The following is a 16,272-nucleotide window of genomic DNA, read 5'->3' on the forward strand; positions in this document are numbered from 1 at the left end:
CCGAGATGCACCCTTGTGGGTGACCAGGTGTGCGAGTCCGGTGACGTAGCGTTCCCAAGATGATCGAGCCGTCAACGGATTTACCGGTGACACCCAGGACGGGACGGTTCTTCGTCCTGCTGGGCGTCTTCGTCTGCGCGGCCTGCGGTCTGGTGTACGAACTCGAACTCGTCGCCCTCGCCTCGTACTTGATCGGCGACTCGGTCACCCAGGCGTCGGTGGTCCTCTCGGTGATGGTCTTCGCCATGGGCATCGGCTCGCTGCTCGCCAAGCACCTGAGGTGCCGGGCCGCCGCCGGATTCGGCCTGGTCGAGGCGGCGCTCGCGCTGGTCGGCGGACTGAGCGCGATGGCGCTGTACGCGGCGTTCGCCTGGACCGGCGATCAGGGCGAGGTCTGGGCGGGCGGCTCGCGGTATCTGCTCGTCGCCTTCTCGCTCGCCATCGGCCTGCTCATCGGCGCCGAAGTGCCGCTGCTCATGGTGCTCATGCAGCGGATCAGACGGCAGGACCCCAGCGGCGCCGTGTCCGACCTCTTCGCCGCGGACTACGTGGGCGCGCTGGTGGGCGGACTCGCCTTCCCCTTCCTCATGCTCCCCCTGCTCGGCCAGTTGACCGGTGCGCTGATCACCGGCGCGGTCAACGTGATCGCGGGGAGCGCGCTCGTGTTCGGGCTGTTCTGGCGCGACCTGAGCGTGCGCGGCCGCTGGGTCCTCCTCGTCGCGAACGTCACGGTCCTGGGCGTGCTCGCCTCCGCCGCCGTCCTCGCCGGCGACTTCGAGGCGGCGGCCCGCCGGGCGGTCTACGGCAAGGACGTCCGGGTCGCGGTGCAGACCGACGTCCAGGAAGTCGTCCTGACCGGCGGCAGGCACGATTCTTTAGATCTCTACCTCGACGGGCGTCTGCGCGTCAGCGGCCGTGACGAGCACCGCTACCACCGGGCGCTCGTCGGCCCCGCGATGACCGGACGCCACGCGCGCGTGCTGGTACTCGGCGGCGGCGACGGCCTCGCGGCGCGCGAGGTGCTGCGGCATCCTGGGGTGCGGCGGGTGGACGTCGTCGAACTCGATCCGGGGGTCGTGCGGTTGGCGCGCCGCGACCCGGCGCTGAGCGAGCTGAACGAACACGTCTACCGCGACCGCCGGGTGCGGGTCGTGCACGCCGACGCGTTCCACTGGCTGCGCTCGCCCCCTCGTACGTACGACGTGGTGATCTCCGATCTGCCCGACCCCGGCATCACCGCGAGCGCCAAGTTCTACTCCCAGGAGTTCTACGGTCTGGCGTGGCGGGCCCTGGCCGAGGGCGGGCGCCTCGCCGTGCACGCGGGGCCGATGGCCGACCGGCCCCGCGTCTTCTGGACGGTGGAGGCCACGCTCCGGGCGGCCGGGCTGCGGACCGCGCCCTATCGCGTGGACGGCAGGATCTCCGGGTTCGCGGCGGGCCCCGAACGGGAGCCGGCCGGTGCGTCCGCGCCCCGCGACTGGGGCTTCGTCCTGGCGGCCAGATCCCGCCCGGTCCTCGCGCCGCCCGGGACGGCGGCGCTGCTGCGGGTGAGCGTGGAGTCCGCCGAACGGACGCGGATGCCGGGGTTGACTCCCTCCACACTGGTGCACCCGCGGTACGCGAACTGACGAACTGACGTACATGTTCTCGGCCACGTGGGTAGGCTCGACTGCCATGGAGCATGAGGTGTTCGTTCCGGTTACCGTCGACCGCCTTCAGCAGGTGCTGAACGACCCCGAGCAGGTCGCCGGGGCGGTGCCCGGACTGCAGCGCGACGCCGACGAGTCCGCGTCGCCGCTCTCCGGCCGGCTCAAGGTGCGGGTCGGCGGGCACACGATCACGTACCGGGGCGCGGCGCGGGTCGCGCCGCGCGGCGACGGGTCCTTCGCGATCGAGGGCGAGGGCGTGGAGGTGCGGGGCGGCGGCACCGTGAAGCTCTCGCTGACGGTGCGGCTCGAATCCGCCGAGGAGGGCGACGCCGGGACCCGGCTGGTCTTCGCCGGGACGGGTGCGGGGGAGGGGCGCGTCACGGAGGCTTCTCCCCAGGCTGTGGAGGGGGCCGTGCGCAGACTTCTCGAGCGGTTCGCGGAGGGGCTCGGCCGGGCGGGCGAGCCGGAGCCCGCGGCGCCTGAACCCGAGCCCGTCGAGGTGGCCTCCGTCTTCGAGACGGATGTGCCGCCGTCGTCGTTCGACGCAGAGGACGCGGAGGACTCGGAGGACTCGGACGGGGTCGAGGAGATTCTGGTGCCGCCTGCGGAGGCGGCGCATGCGCGGCGGACGATGATCGGGCGGAGTGCGGAGGAGGTCGATCACGCGCCCCCGCGTGGGCGGTACGCCCCCGCTCCGGCGGCCGAGTCGCTGTCCACCTCCGCCACGCTGCGGTGGGCGGCGCCTGCGGCTGCGGTGGTGCTGGCCTCGGCGATTGTCGCGGGGCGCGTGCTTCGCCGTAGGCGCTGATTCTTTATCCCCAACCCCGCCCCTTCCCGAAAACTCGCTCGGCGCGAGGGCCCTCCTCAATCGCCGGAGGGGCTGAAAGATTCAGCCCTCCGGCGATTGAGGAGCGGGGTCTGGGGCAGAGCCCCAGGTAGGCCCGGGGAGCCGTAGGGTCGATCCCGTGAGTAGCGACGAAGACGTGACGCTGGCCGCGGGTGACGCGGAAGTTATCGTGCAGGCCGGGAACGGCTGCCGAGTGGGGAGCCTCAAGCTCGGCGGCAGGGAACTGTTGAGGCAAGGGGCGCGCTACGGCTGCTTCCCCATGGCCCCCTGGGCCGGCCGCATCCGCGAGGGCAAGTTCCGCAACGGCGGCACGACCCACCAGATGCCCCTCAACTCCCCGCCCCACGCCATCCACGGTTTCGCGCGGGACGCCGCATGGCGCACGGCCCGCGTCGGCAAGAGCGAGGCCGTGTTCACGTACGACCTGACCGACCCCTGGCCCTACGAAGGCCGCGTCACGCAGATCGTCGCCCTCACCGAGGACTCCCTCACCCTCACACTCGGCATCGAGACGTACGGCGACAGCTTCCCCGCCCAGGTGGGCTGGCACCCCTGGTTCAACCGAAGCCTCGGGGGAGGGGGCGAGGACGTGCAGATCGACTTCGCGCCCGCCTGGCAGGAAGAGCGCGGCGGCGATCACCTCCCCACCGGCAACCGCATCGCGCCCCTCCCCAGCCCCTGGGACGACTGCTTCGGGATGCCCGACGGCGTCGACGTCACCCTGACCTGGCCGGCGGAGATCGAGCTCAAGGTGCGGAGCCGCGAGCCGTGGGTCGTCGTGTACGACGAGCAGGAGGCCGCCGTGTGCGTGGAGCCGCAGACCGGCCCGCCGAACGGGCTCAACACCCTGCCCCGCCTGGTCACCCCCATCGACCCCCTGGAGGCGTCGACGACCTGGACCTGGACGCGGCTTTAAGCTGGCAGGCATGACTGACGACGTACGTGGCGCGCTGCTGCAGCAGATCAAGGACAAGGCCGTGGTGCACGGCAAGGTGACCCTCTCCTCGGGTCTCGAGGCCGACTACTACATCGACCTGCGCCGCATCACCCTCGACGGCGAGGCCGCGCCCCTGGTCGGCCAGGTGCTTCTCGACCTCACCGCCGACCTGGACTTCGACGCCGTGGGCGGACTGACCATGGGCGCCGACCCCGTCGCCGGCGCGATGCTGCACGCCTCCGCCGCCCGCGGCAAGCGCCTCGACGCCTTCGTCGTGCGCAAGGCCGCCAAGGCGCACGGCATGCAGAGGAGGGTGGAAGGGCCCGACATCAAGGGGCGCCGCGTACTCGTCGTCGAGGACACCTCCACCACCGGTGGCTCGCCGCTCACCGCCGTCGAGGCCGTGCGTGAGGCGGGTGCCGAGGTCGTGGGCGTCGCGACCATCGTGGACCGCGCCACCGGCGCCGGCGAGAAGATCACCGACGGTGCCGGGGTGCCGTACCTCTTCGCGTACTCCAAGGACGATCTCGGCCTCAGCGACTGAGGACCCACGTTCGGCCCGAGCCGACCGGCGGATCTGGAAAGATGGGGGCGACGATGACGTCGCCCCCTAGGTCAGGGCCAAGCACACACCCGCACATCACAAGGAGCGGACACATGCCCATCGCAACCCCCGAGGTCTACGCCGAGATGCTGGACCGGGCGAAGGCAGGCAAGTTCGCCTACCCGGCCATCAACGTGACCTCCTCGCAGACGCTGCACGCCGCACTGCGTGGTTTCGCGGAGGCCGAGAGCGACGGCATCATCCAGATCTCCACCGGTGGTGCGGAGTTCCTGGGCGGCCAGCACAACAAGGACATGGTGACGGGCGCCGTGGCCCTCGCCGAGTTCGCGCACATCGTCGCCGCGAAGTACGACATCACCGTCGCGCTGCACACCGACCACTGCCCCAAGGACAAGCTGGACACCTACGTCCGTCCGCTGCTCGACGTCTCCGCGGAGCGCGTCAAGGCCGGCCGTAACCCGCTCTTCCAGTCGCACATGTGGGACGGCTCCGCCGAGACCCTCGCCGACAACCTGGCCATCGGCCAGGAGCTGCTCGCGAAGGCCGCCGCCGCCAAGATCATCCTTGAGGTCGAGATCACCCCGACCGGCGGCGAGGAGGACGGCGTCACGCACGAGATCAACGACGAGCTGTACACGACGGTCGACGACGCGCTGCGTACGGCGGAGGCCCTCGGCCTCGGCGAGAAGGGGCGCTACCTCCTCGCCGCGTCCTTCGGCAACGTCCACGGCGTCTACAAGCCGGGCAACGTCGTCCTGCGTCCCGAGCTCCTCAAGGACCTCCAGGAAGGCGTCGCCGCCAAGCACGGCAAGACGGCCGGTTCGCAGCCGTTCGACTTCGTCTTCCACGGCGGCTCCGGCTCCACCGCCGAGGAGATCGCGACCGCCCTGGAGAACGGCGTCGTGAAGATGAACCTCGACACGGACACGCAGTACGCCTTCACGCGTCCCGTCGCGGACCACATGTTCAAGAACTACGACGGCGTCCTGAAGGTCGACGGCGAGGTCGGCTCGAAGAAGACGTACGACCCCCGCACCTGGGGCAAGGCCGCCGAGGCGGGCATGGCCAAGCGCGTCACCGAGGCGTGCGCGAACCTGCGCTCCACGGGCACGAAGCTGAAGTAGCCGCACCGGCTCCGCTCCGTACGGGCCCGGCACCCTTCCCTGGGTGCCGGGCCCGTACGCGTATGCCGCAGACTTGAACCCATGGCCATTCACAAGGATCTGCTCGGGGGACCGCCCCCGACCCACCTGCCCGACGACCCGGAGCCGCGCGAGCTGCTCGCCAACGGGGCGGCGCCCGCGGACGTCGCGGCGAAGTACCCCACCTCCTCCCTCGCCTGGGCGCAGCTCGCCGACGAGGCGTTCGAGCGGGGCAGCGTCGTCGAGTCGTACGCGTACGCCCGCACCGGCTACCACCGCGGCCTGGACTCGCTGCGCCGCAGCGGCTGGAAGGGCCACGGCCCGGTGCCGTGGGAGCACGAGCCGAACCGCGGCTTCCTGCGGGCCCTGCACGGCCTCGCCCGCGCCGCGCAGTCGATCGGCGAGCAGGAGGAGTACGAGCGCTGCGCCGGCTTCCTGCGGGATTCCTCCCAGACGGCGGCGGACACCCTGGGTTAGCCCCCGCACGTGCGTGACCTGCCTGGACGCCGCTGTGACCAGGCAGGTCTTGCCGTTTTGTGGGATGTTGCGGAGGATGCCGGTGGGGACCGGGGCCCCCGTGTCGGTAACGGCAGGGGCGGACCGCTACCCGGAGTACGTATCAAGGAGATCGCGATGTCCCAAGACGTGGACACCCCGAACCTCGACTTCGCAGGGACCACCCCGTATGAGGACTACGTCCAGGCGGACGTCCTCACGCACCTGCAGCACCTGCGCTCCGATGACCCCGGAGAGATGGTCTTCCTGGTCACCACCCAGGTCATGGAGCTGTGGTTCACGGTCATCGTGCACGAGTGGGAGACCGCGTCGCACGCCCTGCGCCGCGACGACATCCCCACCGCCGTGGCCGCCCTCAAGCGCAGCCTGCGCGAGCTGGAGGCGCTGAACGCCTCCTGGCGCCCGCTGGCGCAGCTCACTCCCGCCCAGTTCAACTCCTACCGTGGTGCGCTCGGCGAGGGGTCCGGATTCCAGTCCGCGATGTACCGCCGCATGGAGTTCCTGCTCGGCGACAAGTCCGCGTCCATGCTGGTGCCGCACCGGGGCGCGCCGCGCGTCCACGCGGAGCTGGAGAAGGCGCTCCAGGAGCCGAGCCTGTACGACGAGGTGCTCGCCCTGCTCGCCCGCCGCGGCCACGCCGTCCCGGACGCCGTCCTTCAGCGCGACCTGACGAAGAAGTACGAGCCGTCGCCCGAGGTCGAGAAGGTGTGGACGGACCTCTACGCAGGCGACGAGAGCGCTGAACTGGCGCGCCTCGGCGAGGTGTTGACGGATGTCGCCGAGCTGGTGTGGCGCTGGCGCAACGACCATCTGGTGGCGACCCGGCGCGCGATGGGCTCCAAGACGGGCACGGGCGGTTCGGCCGGTGTCGCCTGGCTGGAGAAGCGCGCGCAGAAGAACGTTTTCCCCGAGCTGTGGACTGCGAGGAGCCATGTCTGAGGCCGGCCTCAAGGCACAGGCGGCGAAGCGGGACGCCGACGACGAACTCGGCGCCAAGCGCGCGGAGTTCGTCCTGGACGACACCGTCTATCTGGACGGGAACTCGCTGGGGGCCTTGCCGGCACACGTGCCGGAGCGGGTCGCCGACGTCATCTCCCGGCAGTGGGGGCAGCTGCGCATCCGCTCCTGGGACGAGAGCGGCTGGTGGACCGCCCCCGAGCGCATCGGCGACCGCATAGCCCCGCTCGTGGGCGCCGCCCCCGGCCAGATCGTCGTCGGCGACTCCACGAGCGTGAACGTCTTCAAGGCGCTGGTGGCCGCCGTACGCATGGTGGGTGACCCGGGCGAGGGGCGGGACGAGATCGTCGTTGACGCGACGACCTTCCCCACGGACGGGTACATCGCCGAGTCCGCCGCGCGGATGACGGGCTGCCGTCTGGTGCCGGTCGCCCCGGGCGAGGTGCGCGACGTCCTCGGGCCGCGTACGGCCGTGGTCCTGCTCAATCACGCCGACTACCGCACGGGACGCCTGCACGACCTGCCGGGACTGACGGCGGCCGTGCACGACGCGGGCGCGCTCGTGGTCTGGGACCTGTGCCACACCGCGGGCGCGCTGCCCGTCGGGCTCGACGAGCACGGCGTGGACCTCGCGGTCGGGTGCACGTACAAGTACCTGAACGGGGGGCCGGGCTCACCCGCGTACATCTACGTACGGGCGGATCTGCAGGCCCGCTTCGACTCCCCGCTGCCCGGCTGGAACTCGCACGCCGAGCCCTTCGGGATGCGGCCGGAGTTCGAGGCGGCGGACGGTGCCCTGCGGGGGCGGGTCGGCACGCCGGACATCCTGTCGATGCTGGCGCTCGACGCGGCGCTCGACGTCTGGGACGGGGTCTCCGTCGAGGCGGTGCGGGCCAAGTCCCTCGCCCTGACGGACTTCTTCGTCGAGTGCGTGCGAGCCTACGTCCCCGAGGGGCGGGTCGAGGTGCTCACCCCGGAGGCGCACGCCGAGCGGGGCAGCCAGGTCGCCCTGCGGTGCCATGACGCCGGTGACGTGATGCGGCGCCTCGTCGAGCAGGGCGTGGTGGGCGACTTCCGGGCGCCGGACGTGCTGCGGTTCGGCTTCACGCCGCTGTACGTCGGCTTCGCCGACGTGGAGCGGGCGGCGGGCGTGCTGGCCCGGACGCTGGGCGACTCCGCGAGCTGACGGCGACAGCCGTTACCGGGCAGGGGCGGGGTAGGGGAAGATCACACGGACACCGTGCCGGGAAGATCGAACGAACACCCCGCCCCAGCTCCTGGCACCCAACCCCGCAGAGAGGCCCTCGCATGCCGGACGACGCCGCCGTGGCCCGCGATGCCGCCGAGGCCGACGCCGCCTTCTCGCACCCAGCGGTGACTCCCGACACCACCGCCGCGTATGGCGAACACGCCGACCAGGTGATCGACTTCTACGAACCCCGGACCGGCGGCGGCGCCCCGGCCCCGCTGGTCGTCGTGCTGCACGGCGGCGCCTGGCGTGCTCCGTACGACCGCCTGCACATCACGCCCTTCGCGGACTTCCTCGCCCGGCGCGGTTTCGCCGTGGCCAATGTCGAGTACCGCCGCGGCAGTTCGATCCCCGCCCAGGGTGAGGGACCCGTCGCGGGGCGCTGGCCCGAGACCTTCGACGACGTGGCCGCCGCCTTCGACGCGCTGCCGGGTCTCGTACGGGAGCATCTGCCGGTGGCCGACACGCGCCGCACCGTCGTCACCGGCCACTCCGCGGGCGGGCACCTCGCCCTGTGGGCCGCCGCCCGCCATGTCCTGCCCGAGGGTTCCCCGTGGCGCATCGGCCGTCCGGCGCCCTTCCGAGGTGTCGTGGCCCTGGCGCCGATCGCCGACCTGCGGGCGGCGCAGGAGCTCGGCGTCTGCTCGGACGCGTCCCTGCAACTACTGGGCGGCGCCGCGAAGTTCGATGAGCGGCTGCCGCACGCCGACCCGGCGGCCCTGCTGCCGACCGGCATCGCCACGACCGTCGTCCAGGGGCGCACCGACATCGTCGTGCCGCAGGCCGTCGCCGAGGCGTACGCGGACGCGGCGGCCAAGGCGGGCGAGGTCGTCGGGGTGACGCTCCTCGAAGAGGTGGGGCACTTCCCGCTGATCGACCCGGCAGCCGACGCGTGCGCGGTGGTGGCGGAGGAGATCGCGCAGCTGGCGTTCTGAGAGGAGCTACGGGACCTCCACGAGCAGCTCCCGCAGCCCCCGGATCACGAAGTTCGGCCTGCGTTCCGGCTTCGCGGCGAGCGTCAGGCCGGGCGCCCGGCGCAGCAACGCCTCCAGCGACGCGGCGAGTTCGATGCGGGCCAGGGGTGCGCCGATGCAGTAGTGGATGCCCGCGCTGAACGAGATGTGCGGGTTGTCGGCGCGGGCCAGGTCCAGTTCGGCGGGGGCGGTGAACACCGCGGGGTCGTGGTTCGCGGAGCCGAAGAGGAGGGCGACCTCGCTGCCGCGCGGGATGACCGTGCCGTCGATCTCGATGTCGTCCAGGACCCACCGTTCGAAGAGCTGGAGCGGGGTGTCGTAGCGCATCAGCTCCTCCACGGCGGTGGGGATCAGGCGCCCGGGGTCCGCGCGCAGGGCGGCCAGTTGGCCGGGGTTCTCGAAGAGCGCGTACCAGCCGTTGACGGTGGCGTTGACCGTCGCCTCGTGCCCCGCGTTGAGCAGCAGCACGCAGGTGGAGATCATCTCCTGCTCGCTGAGGGACTCCCCTTCGTCGTGTGCGGCGATGAGCCCCGAGATCAGGTCGTCGCCCGGCTTCTCGCGGCGCACGGCGATGAGTTCGCGCAGGTACGCCGAGAATTCGAGCGAGGCCCTGACCGCCCTCCCCGCGGTCTCCTCGGACGGGTTCAGCTCGTACATCCCGCAGATGTCCGCCGACCAGGGCCGCAGCTGGTCCCGGTCGCTCTCCGGGATGCCCAGCATCTCTGCGATCACCGCGACGGGCAGCGGCTCGGCGACGCGGGCGGCGAGGTCCCCGCCCCCGTCGTCCACCAGATCCCGTACGAGCCGGTCGGCCAACCCCTCGACGTAGGGCTTGAGCTGCTCGACGGTGCGCGGCGTGAACGCCTTCGACACCAGGCGCCGGATGCGGGTGTGGGTCGGGGCCTCCAGGTCGAGCATGCCGTTGTCGTTCAGGACGTGGAACGGCTCGTGCTCGGGCGGCGGGGCCTGCCGCCCGAACTCCTCGTGCGTGAAGCGGTGCAGATATGTGCGCCCGAGGCGCCGGTCCCGCAGCAGCGCGGACACGTCGGCGTGGTGCGGGATCAGCCACTGGTCGGTGGGTTCGAAGTAGTGCGCGCGTCCGGTGGCCCGCAGGTGCGCGTAGGCGGGGTACGGGTCGGCGATGAACTCCGGGGCCCAGGGGGCGAAGGGGTGCTCGGGCGCGTCCATGGAGGGACGGTAGTGGCGCTCAGCCCGGTGTGACCAGCCTTGCCTCGTACGCGAACACCGCGGCCTGGGTGCGGTCCCGCAGGCCCAGTTTCACCAGGACGCGGCTCACATGGGTCTTGATGGTCGACTCGGCGACGACGAGGCGCGAGGCGATCTCGCCGTTGGACAGGCCCTGCGCGATGAGGACGAGCACCTCCGTCTCGCGCTCGGTGAGCTCGCCGTACTGCTGCGCCTGCACCGTCGCCGAGAGGCGCGGCGTCTCGCCCAGCTTGGAGAACTCCGTGATGAGGCGGCGCGTCACGGAGGGCGCGAGCAGGGCCTCACCGGCGGCGACCACCCTTACGCCGTCCGCCAGTTGGCGGGCGGAGGCGTCCTTGAGCAGGAAGCCGGAGGCCCCGGCCCGCAACGCCTGGTAGACGTACTCGTCCAGGTCGAACGTGGTCAGGACGAGGACCTTCGACGTGACGTCGGCCGCGACGATCTCGCGGGTCGCCTCGATGCCGTTCAGCTCGGGCATGCGGATGTCCATCAGGACGACGTCCGGGTTGAGCTCGCGGACGCGGTCGACCGCCTCGCGGCCGTTGACGGCCTCGCCCACGACCTCGAAGTCCGGCATCGCGTTGAGCAGGACCGAGAAGCCCTCGCGGACCATCATCTGGTCGTCGGCGATCAGTACGCGGATCGTCATTCCTGGCCTCCGGTGGGTTCCGGCGCGTGCGCGACCGGCAGGAAGACGGTGACCTCATAGCCCCCGTCGGCTGTCTCCGCGGTCGTCATCTCGCCGTCCAGCATCGTGACACGCTCGCGCATGCCGGTCAGGCCGTGGCCCGCGCCGGGCGATGGCTTGACCAGGCCGGTCGCGGGCCCGTTGACGACGCGCAGGCCGAGGCCGCCGAGGACATAGCCGACCTCGACGCGTGCCGTGGCGCCGGGCGCGTGCCGCAGGGTGTTGCTCAGCGCCTCCTGGACGATGCGGTACGCGGAGAGCTCGACGCCCTGCGGGAGTTCGCGGACGGCTCCGGTGACGATCTTCTCGACGTCGAGGCCGGTCTCGCGGACGTTCGCGATGAGCCGGTCGAGGTCGGCCAGCGTGGGCTGCGGGGCGTCGGGTGCCTCGTAGTCCTCCGCGCGTACGACGCCGAGGACGCGGCGCAGCTCCGTCAGGGCGGCCACGGCGTTCTCGCGGATCGTGACGAACGCCTGCTCCAGTTCCGGGGGCGGGTTCTCGACGCGGTAGGGCGCGGCCTCCGCCTGGATGGCGACGACGGACATGTGGTGCGCGACCACGTCGTGCAGTTCGCGCGCGATGGTCGTCCGCTCCTCGAGGAGCGTGCGCCTGCCGCGCTCCATCTCGGTGACGGTCCGCTGGACGCTGACCTCGTGCTTGGCCTCGCGGCGGATGTGCACGAGGGAGGCGGCGAGGAGGGCGAGCGCGGAGAGGAAGAGCATCTCCGGGGTGTTCGAGCCGTAGCCGCGGCTGAAGGAGACCTCTGCGGCGGTCCCGTAGAGCGCCGTGCCGACCCACATCCACGCGGCGGTGCGGGGGCGGGTCCGCAGGGTGATGACCGCCATCACGACGAGGTGCGCGAAGAAGATGCTCGCGGGCCACGGGTACTCGCCCCAAGCACCGCCGAGGGCGCCGGCGAAGGGCGTGACGGCGACCATGAGCCACCAGGCGCCGATGGGCCTGAGCAGCGTCATGAGGATGGCGGCGGCCGGAACGAGACCGCTGATCACGTAGTCGAGGCCGACGGGGTCGTCCGCGTACGCGAGCAGGACGGTGAAGAAGGCGGCCGCGGCGGCCGCTGCGTGCGGGGCCCAGCCCGCGTACGGGCGTATGCGGGCGGGGAGGCGCCGGATCAGCGGGCTGTCCGTGCGCAGCGCCTTCAGCGGGCGGTAGGCGAAGGCATCCCGGAAGAGGTCCTGCCGAAGTCCTCCGAGCGCCCCCGCGGCCATACGGAACTCCGGGCTGCGGTTGCCGCTGGTCGCGGTCTTGGTCGCATCAGTCACGCTTACGAAGGTACGGGGGCCGGAGGCAGGGGTCGTCCCGCCAGGGAGGGGTCCTCGGGGGTCCGTCGCAGGTACTACGTGGGGTGACCGGACGGCTGCCCCGGGGTCATGACGCGAGGTCCCTGCGGCGCAGGCCCGCCAGGCCGGTGGCCACCAGGATCGCCGCCAGGGCGAGGAGTGCACCCACCGGCCCCCAGGCCATCGTGGAGCCCGGCAGCTTCGGGAGGTGGCCGAAGGGGGAGACGTTCAGTGCCGCCTGTGGAAGGTCGAGCGCGGGGCCGATCCAGCCGATCGCCAGGCAGAGCCCCGCCACCCCCCACGCCCCCACCGCCGCCCGAGGGAAAGCCCCGACGAGCAGTACGGCGAGTCCCCCCAGCGCCCAGACCGCCGCCACCTGCACCAGGCACGCCCCCAGGATCGGCCCGAGATCCTTGCCGTGCCCGAGGAAGAGCCCGAACCCGCCCACCAGCATCAGCAGCACCGCACCGCCGAAGGCGATCACCAGGTGGCCCCCGGCCCACCGCAGCCGCCCCACCGCACCCGCGAGGACCGGCTCCGCCCGCTGCGAGGTCTCCTCGCCGTGCAGCCGCAGGACGCAGGCGACGACGTACAGCGAGGCGATCATCCCGAGCAGGCCGACCATCGTGGCGAGGAAGGCGTCCGTGAGGCCGGACGGGCCGCCCATCCGCTCGATGATGTCCCGGGTGTTCCGGTTGTCGCCGACGATGTCCGCCGCCCCCTCGACCATCCCGCCGAAGACGACACCGGCCAGCAGATATCCGAGCGTCCAGCCGAGCACGCTGCCCCGCTGCAACCGCCACGCGAGCCCGCCCGCCGTGCCGATGCCGCCCTTCGCGGGCCCCGGCCGGGTCGGCAGGAAGCTCATGCCGACGTCACGCCGCCCCGCAAGGCCGTAAGCGACCGCGCCCTGCGCCACGATCGCCCCGGCGGTCAGGAGCAGCACCCACCACCGCTCACCGGCGTAGGCCCGCAGGTTCTCCGTCCAGCCGAGGGGCGAGAGCCAGGTCAGCACGGACTCCCCGCGCTCGCTTCCCGCGTCACCGGCCGCCTTGAGCACGTAGGCGGCCCCAAGGACCCCGGACGTCAGCCCCTTGGCGAGCCGCGCGCTCTCCGTGAGCTGGGCGACGATCGCCGCCATGGTGGCGAAGAGCATGCCGGCCCCCGCGACAGCGAGCCCGAGCGCGAGCGCCCCGGCCGAGCCCTGCCCGGCCATCCCGCCGGCGACGAGCAGCCCCACGGCCGCGTTCGCGGTGAACGCGGCGAGCAGCGCGGCGGTCAGCGGCGCACGCCGTCCCACCATCCCGGCGGAGAGCATCTCCTGGCGGCCGGTCTCCTCCTCCTCGCGCGTGTGCCGTACGACGATGATCAGGCTCATCACGGCGGCGAGGATCGCGGCGTACACCCCGATGCGCCAGGCGGACAGCGCGCCGACGGAGTCCCCGAACACCGGCGAGTACAGCGCCCGCATTGAGGAGTTGGCGTTCATCGACCGCATGGCGTCGGCCCGCTCGGCGGCGGTGGCGTACGTCTTCTCCAGGGAGGCCGGCATCGCGAGGACCATGCCGGCGACGACGACGATCCAGACGGGCATCATGACGCGGTCGCGGCGCAGGGCGAGCCTCAACAGGACGCCTGTGCCCGCGAGTTGACGGGAGCGGCGGGGAGCGAACCTCGGCGCCCCGGTGACGGCGGTCATCGCGCGACCGCCCCCGCGTCGTCCTGGTAGTGCCGCAGGAAGAGCTCCTCCAGCGTCGGCGGCGTGGAGAGGAGCGAGCGGACCCCGGACTCGGTGAGCGAACGCAGCACGGCGTCCAGCTTGTCGGTGTCGACCTGGAGCTTGACGCGATGCCCGCCCGCGTCACCCTGCCCGGACACGTCGACGTCGTGGACGCCGGGCAGCCGAGCCAGCCCGTTGGGCGGCCCCGCGAGCTCGGCGGTGACGCTGGTCCGGGTCAGATGGCGCAGGTCGGCGAGCGAGCCGGACTCGACGGTCCGCCCCTTCCTGATGATGCTGACGCGGTCGCAGAGCGTCTCCACCTCGCTGAGGATGTGCGAGGACAGGAGGACGGTGCGGCCCCGGTCGCGCTCCTCCTCGACGCACGCCTGGAAGACCTCCTCCATGAGCGGGTCGAGCCCGGAGGTGGGCTCGTCGAGGATCAGCAGGTCGACGTCGGACGCGAAGGCGGCGACGAGGGCGACCTTCTGCCGGTTGCCCTTGGAGTACGTGCGGCCCTTCTTCGTCGGGTCGAGTTCGAACCGCTCGACGAGGTCCGCCCTGCGCCCCCGGTCCAGGCCGCCGCGCAGCTTCCCGTACAGGTCGATGACCTCGCCCCCGGAGAGGTTGCGCCACAGGGTGACGTCGCCGGGGACGTACGCCACGCGCCGGTGCAGGGCGACCGCGTCGCTCCACGGGTCCCCGCCGAGGAGCTGCGCCGCACCGGAGTCGGCGCGGAGCAGGCCGAGGAGTACGCGGATGGCCGTGGACTTCCCGGCGCCGTTGGGGCCGAGGAAACCGTGCACCTCACCGGCCTCGACATCGAGGTCGAGACCGTCGAGCGCGTGTGTCCGGCCGAACGACTTGTGCAGCCCGGAGACGGTGATTGCCTTCGTCATGTTTCAGAACGTACGCGACTTTCACAAACTTGTGAAGTTAAGGAAGCGTATAAACTCGTCGACGGAGGACCGCACGACCGCGCAAGGGAGATGATCAGCAGATGCCCAAGGAGTCAGCGCCGCCGCCGAGCGAGCGTGACAGCGACCGCGAGAGCGACCGTGACGGCGAGCTCGTCGGCCGCTTCGTCGAACAGTTCGCCGCGCAGCTGGTCGAGGCCGGAATGCCGAGGATGCCCGCCAGGATCTTCGCGGCACTCCTCGCCGCGGACTCGGGCGCGCTGACATCGGCGGAGCTCGGCGAGCGGCTCCAGGTGAGCCCCGCGGCCGTCTCGGGGGCGGTCCGCTATCTCACGCAGCAGCACATGGTGTCCCGGGAGCGCGAGCCCGGCTCGCGCCGTGACATCTTCCGGGTGCACAGCAACCAGTGGTACGAGGCGCTGGCCAACCGTGACGGCATCCTCAAGCGCTGGGAGAGCGCCCTGAGCGAGGGTGTCACCAGCCTGGGCCCCGACACCCCGGCGGGCCGCCGCCTGGCCGAGACGCTCGCCTTCTTCGAGTTCGTCGAGCACGAACTGGCCGAAATGCTGGAACGCTGGCGGGTGCACCGGGAGACCTTGTTCGGCAAGTAGGACCCGGCAGGCAGGACATCGTGGGCCGCGCCGCGCGCCGCCCTCAGCGAGGCAGCGTCAAGCCCCACGCACCGGCCCGCACCGACCACGTCCGCGTGCGCACCGGACCCCCCACCACCGCGTCCGCCCGGTAGCGGAAATCCGCCCCCGACACCGTCACCGTCCGGGCCCGCACCCGCAGCGGCGACGCCTCGGCGCCCACCGACGAGGGGCGCACCTCCACCTCCGCGAAACCGTCGTCGGCGGGGTTCACCGCGACCCGCTCGACCGGCTGGTCCAGGTCCACCACGACGACCCCGTCGGCCTCCACCCGCAGCCGCGCCGGAGCGGGCCCCGGCGCCGAAGCGACCCGCGAGGGCCGCGCGGCGAGCGTGCGCACGAAGGACTGGCAGGTCCGCAGCCACGGGTGGCCGTCCATCGGTATGCCCCCGGTGGCCGAGGCGGCGACCGGCGGGATGCGCAGCTCCCCGAGGACCACGCCGTCCCGGTCGTCGACGAGCAGATCCAGCCGCCGCTCGGCCCCTTCGAGCACGGCCCGCGCCGCCGCGACCGCCCCGGCGGGCACTCCGAGCGCCCGCGCGAGCGTCTGTGTGGCACCCACCGGAACTACGGAGAGTGCGCATCGCGCGAGCTCCCGCTCCCGGTGGAGGACCTCCACGGCCCGCGCCAGAGCACGGTCGTCGCCGATCACCACAGGGCGCCGCGTACCCCGTCTGGCCAGGGCTTTCGCGAAATCCTCGGGGCCTTCGGGCAGGCAGACGCGCACGGATGCGCCCGCGCCGAGCACGTCCTTCGCGATCCGTACCGACTCACCGTCCGTGCGCCGGGCGACCGGGTCGATGACGACTAGCAGCTGGTCGCGAGCCGACAACGTGCGCCCCTTTTCTGAGTCCTCGGGTAGCATCTTTGTGCAAGAGCCCCTTGCGCTATTGCGCCAGGGGCTTCGTCTATTCCGGGGCAGCATCCAAGGCACAC

The 16,272-nt window shown here is 72.0% G+C and carries 16 protein-coding genes; 10 read left to right on the forward strand and 6 right to left on the reverse strand.

Annotated elements, in window-relative coordinates; all coding sequences use genetic code 11:
* Nucleotides 1–59 precede the first annotated feature (59 nt).
* From AB0I66_RS26630 to AB0I66_RS26670, 9 genes are all read left to right on the forward strand, one after another.
* The gene (locus AB0I66_RS26630; protein ID WP_363210456.1) at nt 60–1,628 is read left to right on the forward strand and encodes a polyamine aminopropyltransferase; all 1,569 of its coding nucleotides are present in this window, start codon (nt 60–62) and stop codon (nt 1,626–1,628) included.
* A 46-nt stretch (nt 1,629–1,674) separates the two neighbouring features.
* Nucleotides 1,675–2,457 (forward strand): SRPBCC domain-containing protein, encoded by a 783-nt coding sequence (locus AB0I66_RS26635; protein WP_363210457.1) that lies wholly within the window; start codon nt 1,675–1,677, stop codon nt 2,455–2,457.
* Between the two features lie 157 nt (nt 2,458–2,614).
* A complete protein-coding gene (locus tag AB0I66_RS26640; RefSeq protein ID WP_363210458.1) occupies nt 2,615–3,412 on the forward strand; it encodes an aldose 1-epimerase in 798 nt (265 codons plus the stop codon).
* Nucleotides 3,413–3,422: 10 nt separating this feature from the next.
* Entirely contained in the window at nt 3,423–3,977 is a 555-nt protein-coding gene (gene pyrE, locus AB0I66_RS26645) for an orotate phosphoribosyltransferase (protein WP_361466389.1), read from the forward strand.
* Between the two features lie 113 nt (nt 3,978–4,090).
* The gene (gene fbaA / locus AB0I66_RS26650) at nt 4,091–5,122 is read left to right on the forward strand and encodes a class II fructose-bisphosphate aldolase (RefSeq protein ID WP_363210459.1); all 1,032 of its coding nucleotides are present in this window, start codon (nt 4,091–4,093) and stop codon (nt 5,120–5,122) included.
* Between the two features lie 81 nt (nt 5,123–5,203).
* The gene (locus AB0I66_RS26655) at nt 5,204–5,617 is read left to right on the forward strand and encodes a DUF3151 domain-containing protein (protein ID WP_361829148.1); all 414 of its coding nucleotides are present in this window, start codon (nt 5,204–5,206) and stop codon (nt 5,615–5,617) included.
* Between the two features lie 156 nt (nt 5,618–5,773).
* Nucleotides 5,774–6,595, forward strand: coding sequence for a tryptophan 2,3-dioxygenase family protein (locus tag AB0I66_RS26660; protein WP_363210460.1), 822 nt, complete (start codon nt 5,774–5,776; stop codon nt 6,593–6,595).
* Complete coding sequence (kynU, locus tag AB0I66_RS26665; protein WP_363210461.1) at nt 6,588–7,799, forward strand: kynureninase; 1,212 nt, start codon at nt 6,588–6,590, stop codon at nt 7,797–7,799. Before AB0I66_RS26660 ends, kynU begins: the two co-directional genes overlap by 8 nt.
* A gap of 122 nt (nt 7,800–7,921) precedes the next feature.
* A complete protein-coding gene (locus AB0I66_RS26670) occupies nt 7,922–8,797 on the forward strand; it encodes an alpha/beta hydrolase (RefSeq protein ID WP_363210462.1) in 876 nt (291 codons plus the stop codon).
* 6 nt (nt 8,798–8,803) lie between these two features.
* On the opposite strand, the gene AB0I66_RS26675 is transcribed toward AB0I66_RS26670, so the two are convergent.
* From AB0I66_RS26675 to AB0I66_RS26695, 5 genes are all read right to left on the reverse strand, one after another.
* Nucleotides 8,804–10,024 carry a cytochrome P450 gene (locus tag AB0I66_RS26675; protein ID WP_363210463.1) on the reverse strand — a complete coding sequence of 407 codons (1,221 nt, stop codon included), beginning with the start codon at nt 10,022–10,024 and terminating at the stop codon, nt 8,804–8,806.
* Between the two features lie 19 nt (nt 10,025–10,043).
* Nucleotides 10,044–10,712 carry a response regulator transcription factor gene (locus AB0I66_RS26680; RefSeq protein ID WP_363210464.1) on the reverse strand — a complete coding sequence of 223 codons (669 nt, stop codon included), beginning with the start codon at nt 10,710–10,712 and terminating at the stop codon, nt 10,044–10,046.
* On the reverse strand, nt 10,709–11,980 hold the full coding sequence (locus tag AB0I66_RS26685) for a histidine kinase (protein ID WP_363210675.1): 1,272 nt from the start codon (nt 11,978–11,980) through the stop codon (nt 10,709–10,711). The genes AB0I66_RS26680 and AB0I66_RS26685 overlap by 4 nt, the downstream gene beginning before the upstream one ends.
* A 160-nt stretch (nt 11,981–12,140) precedes the next feature.
* Nucleotides 12,141–13,751 (reverse strand): ABC transporter permease, encoded by a 1,611-nt coding sequence (locus AB0I66_RS26690; protein ID WP_363210465.1) that lies wholly within the window; start codon nt 13,749–13,751, stop codon nt 12,141–12,143.
* Nucleotides 13,748–14,668: an ABC transporter ATP-binding protein gene (locus tag AB0I66_RS26695; protein WP_363210466.1), complete on the reverse strand. Its 921-nt coding sequence runs from the start codon at nt 14,666–14,668 to the stop codon at nt 13,748–13,750. The genes AB0I66_RS26690 and AB0I66_RS26695 overlap by 4 nt, the downstream gene beginning before the upstream one ends.
* Nucleotides 14,669–14,769: 101 nt before the next feature.
* On the opposite strand from AB0I66_RS26695, the gene AB0I66_RS26700 reads away from it, so the two are divergent.
* The gene (locus AB0I66_RS26700) at nt 14,770–15,297 is read left to right on the forward strand and encodes a MarR family transcriptional regulator (RefSeq protein ID WP_363210467.1); all 528 of its coding nucleotides are present in this window, start codon (nt 14,770–14,772) and stop codon (nt 15,295–15,297) included.
* A 43-nt stretch (nt 15,298–15,340) separates the two neighbouring features.
* On the opposite strand, the gene AB0I66_RS26705 is transcribed toward AB0I66_RS26700, so the two are convergent.
* Nucleotides 15,341–16,168 carry a diacylglycerol kinase family protein gene (locus AB0I66_RS26705; protein ID WP_363210468.1) on the reverse strand — a complete coding sequence of 276 codons (828 nt, stop codon included), beginning with the start codon at nt 16,166–16,168 and terminating at the stop codon, nt 15,341–15,343.
* Nucleotides 16,169–16,272: the final 104 nt, after the last annotated feature.

It is taken from the genome of Streptomyces sp. NPDC050439 (assembly GCF_040655335.1).
GTDB lineage: Bacteria > Actinomycetota > Actinomycetes > Streptomycetales > Streptomycetaceae > Streptomyces.

Excerpts from the sequence above, each read along its gene's own strand:
- AB0I66_RS26630 (WP_363210456.1), top strand. The coding sequence starts at position 60 with ATGATCGAGCCGTCAACGGATTTACCGGTGACACCCAGGACGGGACGG.
- AB0I66_RS26635 (WP_363210457.1), top strand. The coding sequence starts at position 1,675 with ATGGAGCATGAGGTGTTCGTTCCGGTTACCGTCGACCGCCTTCAGCAG.
- pyrE (WP_361466389.1), top strand. The coding sequence starts at position 3,423 with ATGACTGACGACGTACGTGGCGCGCTGCTGCAGCAGATCAAGGACAAG.
- fbaA (WP_363210459.1), top strand. The coding sequence starts at position 4,091 with ATGCCCATCGCAACCCCCGAGGTCTACGCCGAGATGCTGGACCGGGCG.
- AB0I66_RS26655 (WP_361829148.1), top strand. The coding sequence starts at position 5,204 with ATGGCCATTCACAAGGATCTGCTCGGGGGACCGCCCCCGACCCACCTG.
- AB0I66_RS26660 (WP_363210460.1), top strand. The coding sequence starts at position 5,774 with ATGTCCCAAGACGTGGACACCCCGAACCTCGACTTCGCAGGGACCACC.
- kynU (WP_363210461.1), top strand. The coding sequence starts at position 6,588 with ATGTCTGAGGCCGGCCTCAAGGCACAGGCGGCGAAGCGGGACGCCGAC.
- AB0I66_RS26670 (WP_363210462.1), top strand. The coding sequence starts at position 7,922 with ATGCCGGACGACGCCGCCGTGGCCCGCGATGCCGCCGAGGCCGACGCC.
- AB0I66_RS26675 (WP_363210463.1), bottom strand. The coding sequence starts at position 10,024 with ATGGACGCGCCCGAGCACCCCTTCGCCCCCTGGGCCCCGGAGTTCATC.
- AB0I66_RS26680 (WP_363210464.1), bottom strand. The coding sequence starts at position 10,712 with ATGACGATCCGCGTACTGATCGCCGACGACCAGATGATGGTCCGCGAG.
- AB0I66_RS26685 (WP_363210675.1), bottom strand. The coding sequence starts at position 11,980 with ATGGCCGCGGGGGCGCTCGGAGGACTTCGGCAGGACCTCTTCCGGGAT.
- AB0I66_RS26690 (WP_363210465.1), bottom strand. The coding sequence starts at position 13,751 with ATGACCGCCGTCACCGGGGCGCCGAGGTTCGCTCCCCGCCGCTCCCGT.
- AB0I66_RS26695 (WP_363210466.1), bottom strand. The coding sequence starts at position 14,668 with ATGACGAAGGCAATCACCGTCTCCGGGCTGCACAAGTCGTTCGGCCGG.
- AB0I66_RS26700 (WP_363210467.1), top strand. The coding sequence starts at position 14,770 with ATGCCCAAGGAGTCAGCGCCGCCGCCGAGCGAGCGTGACAGCGACCGC.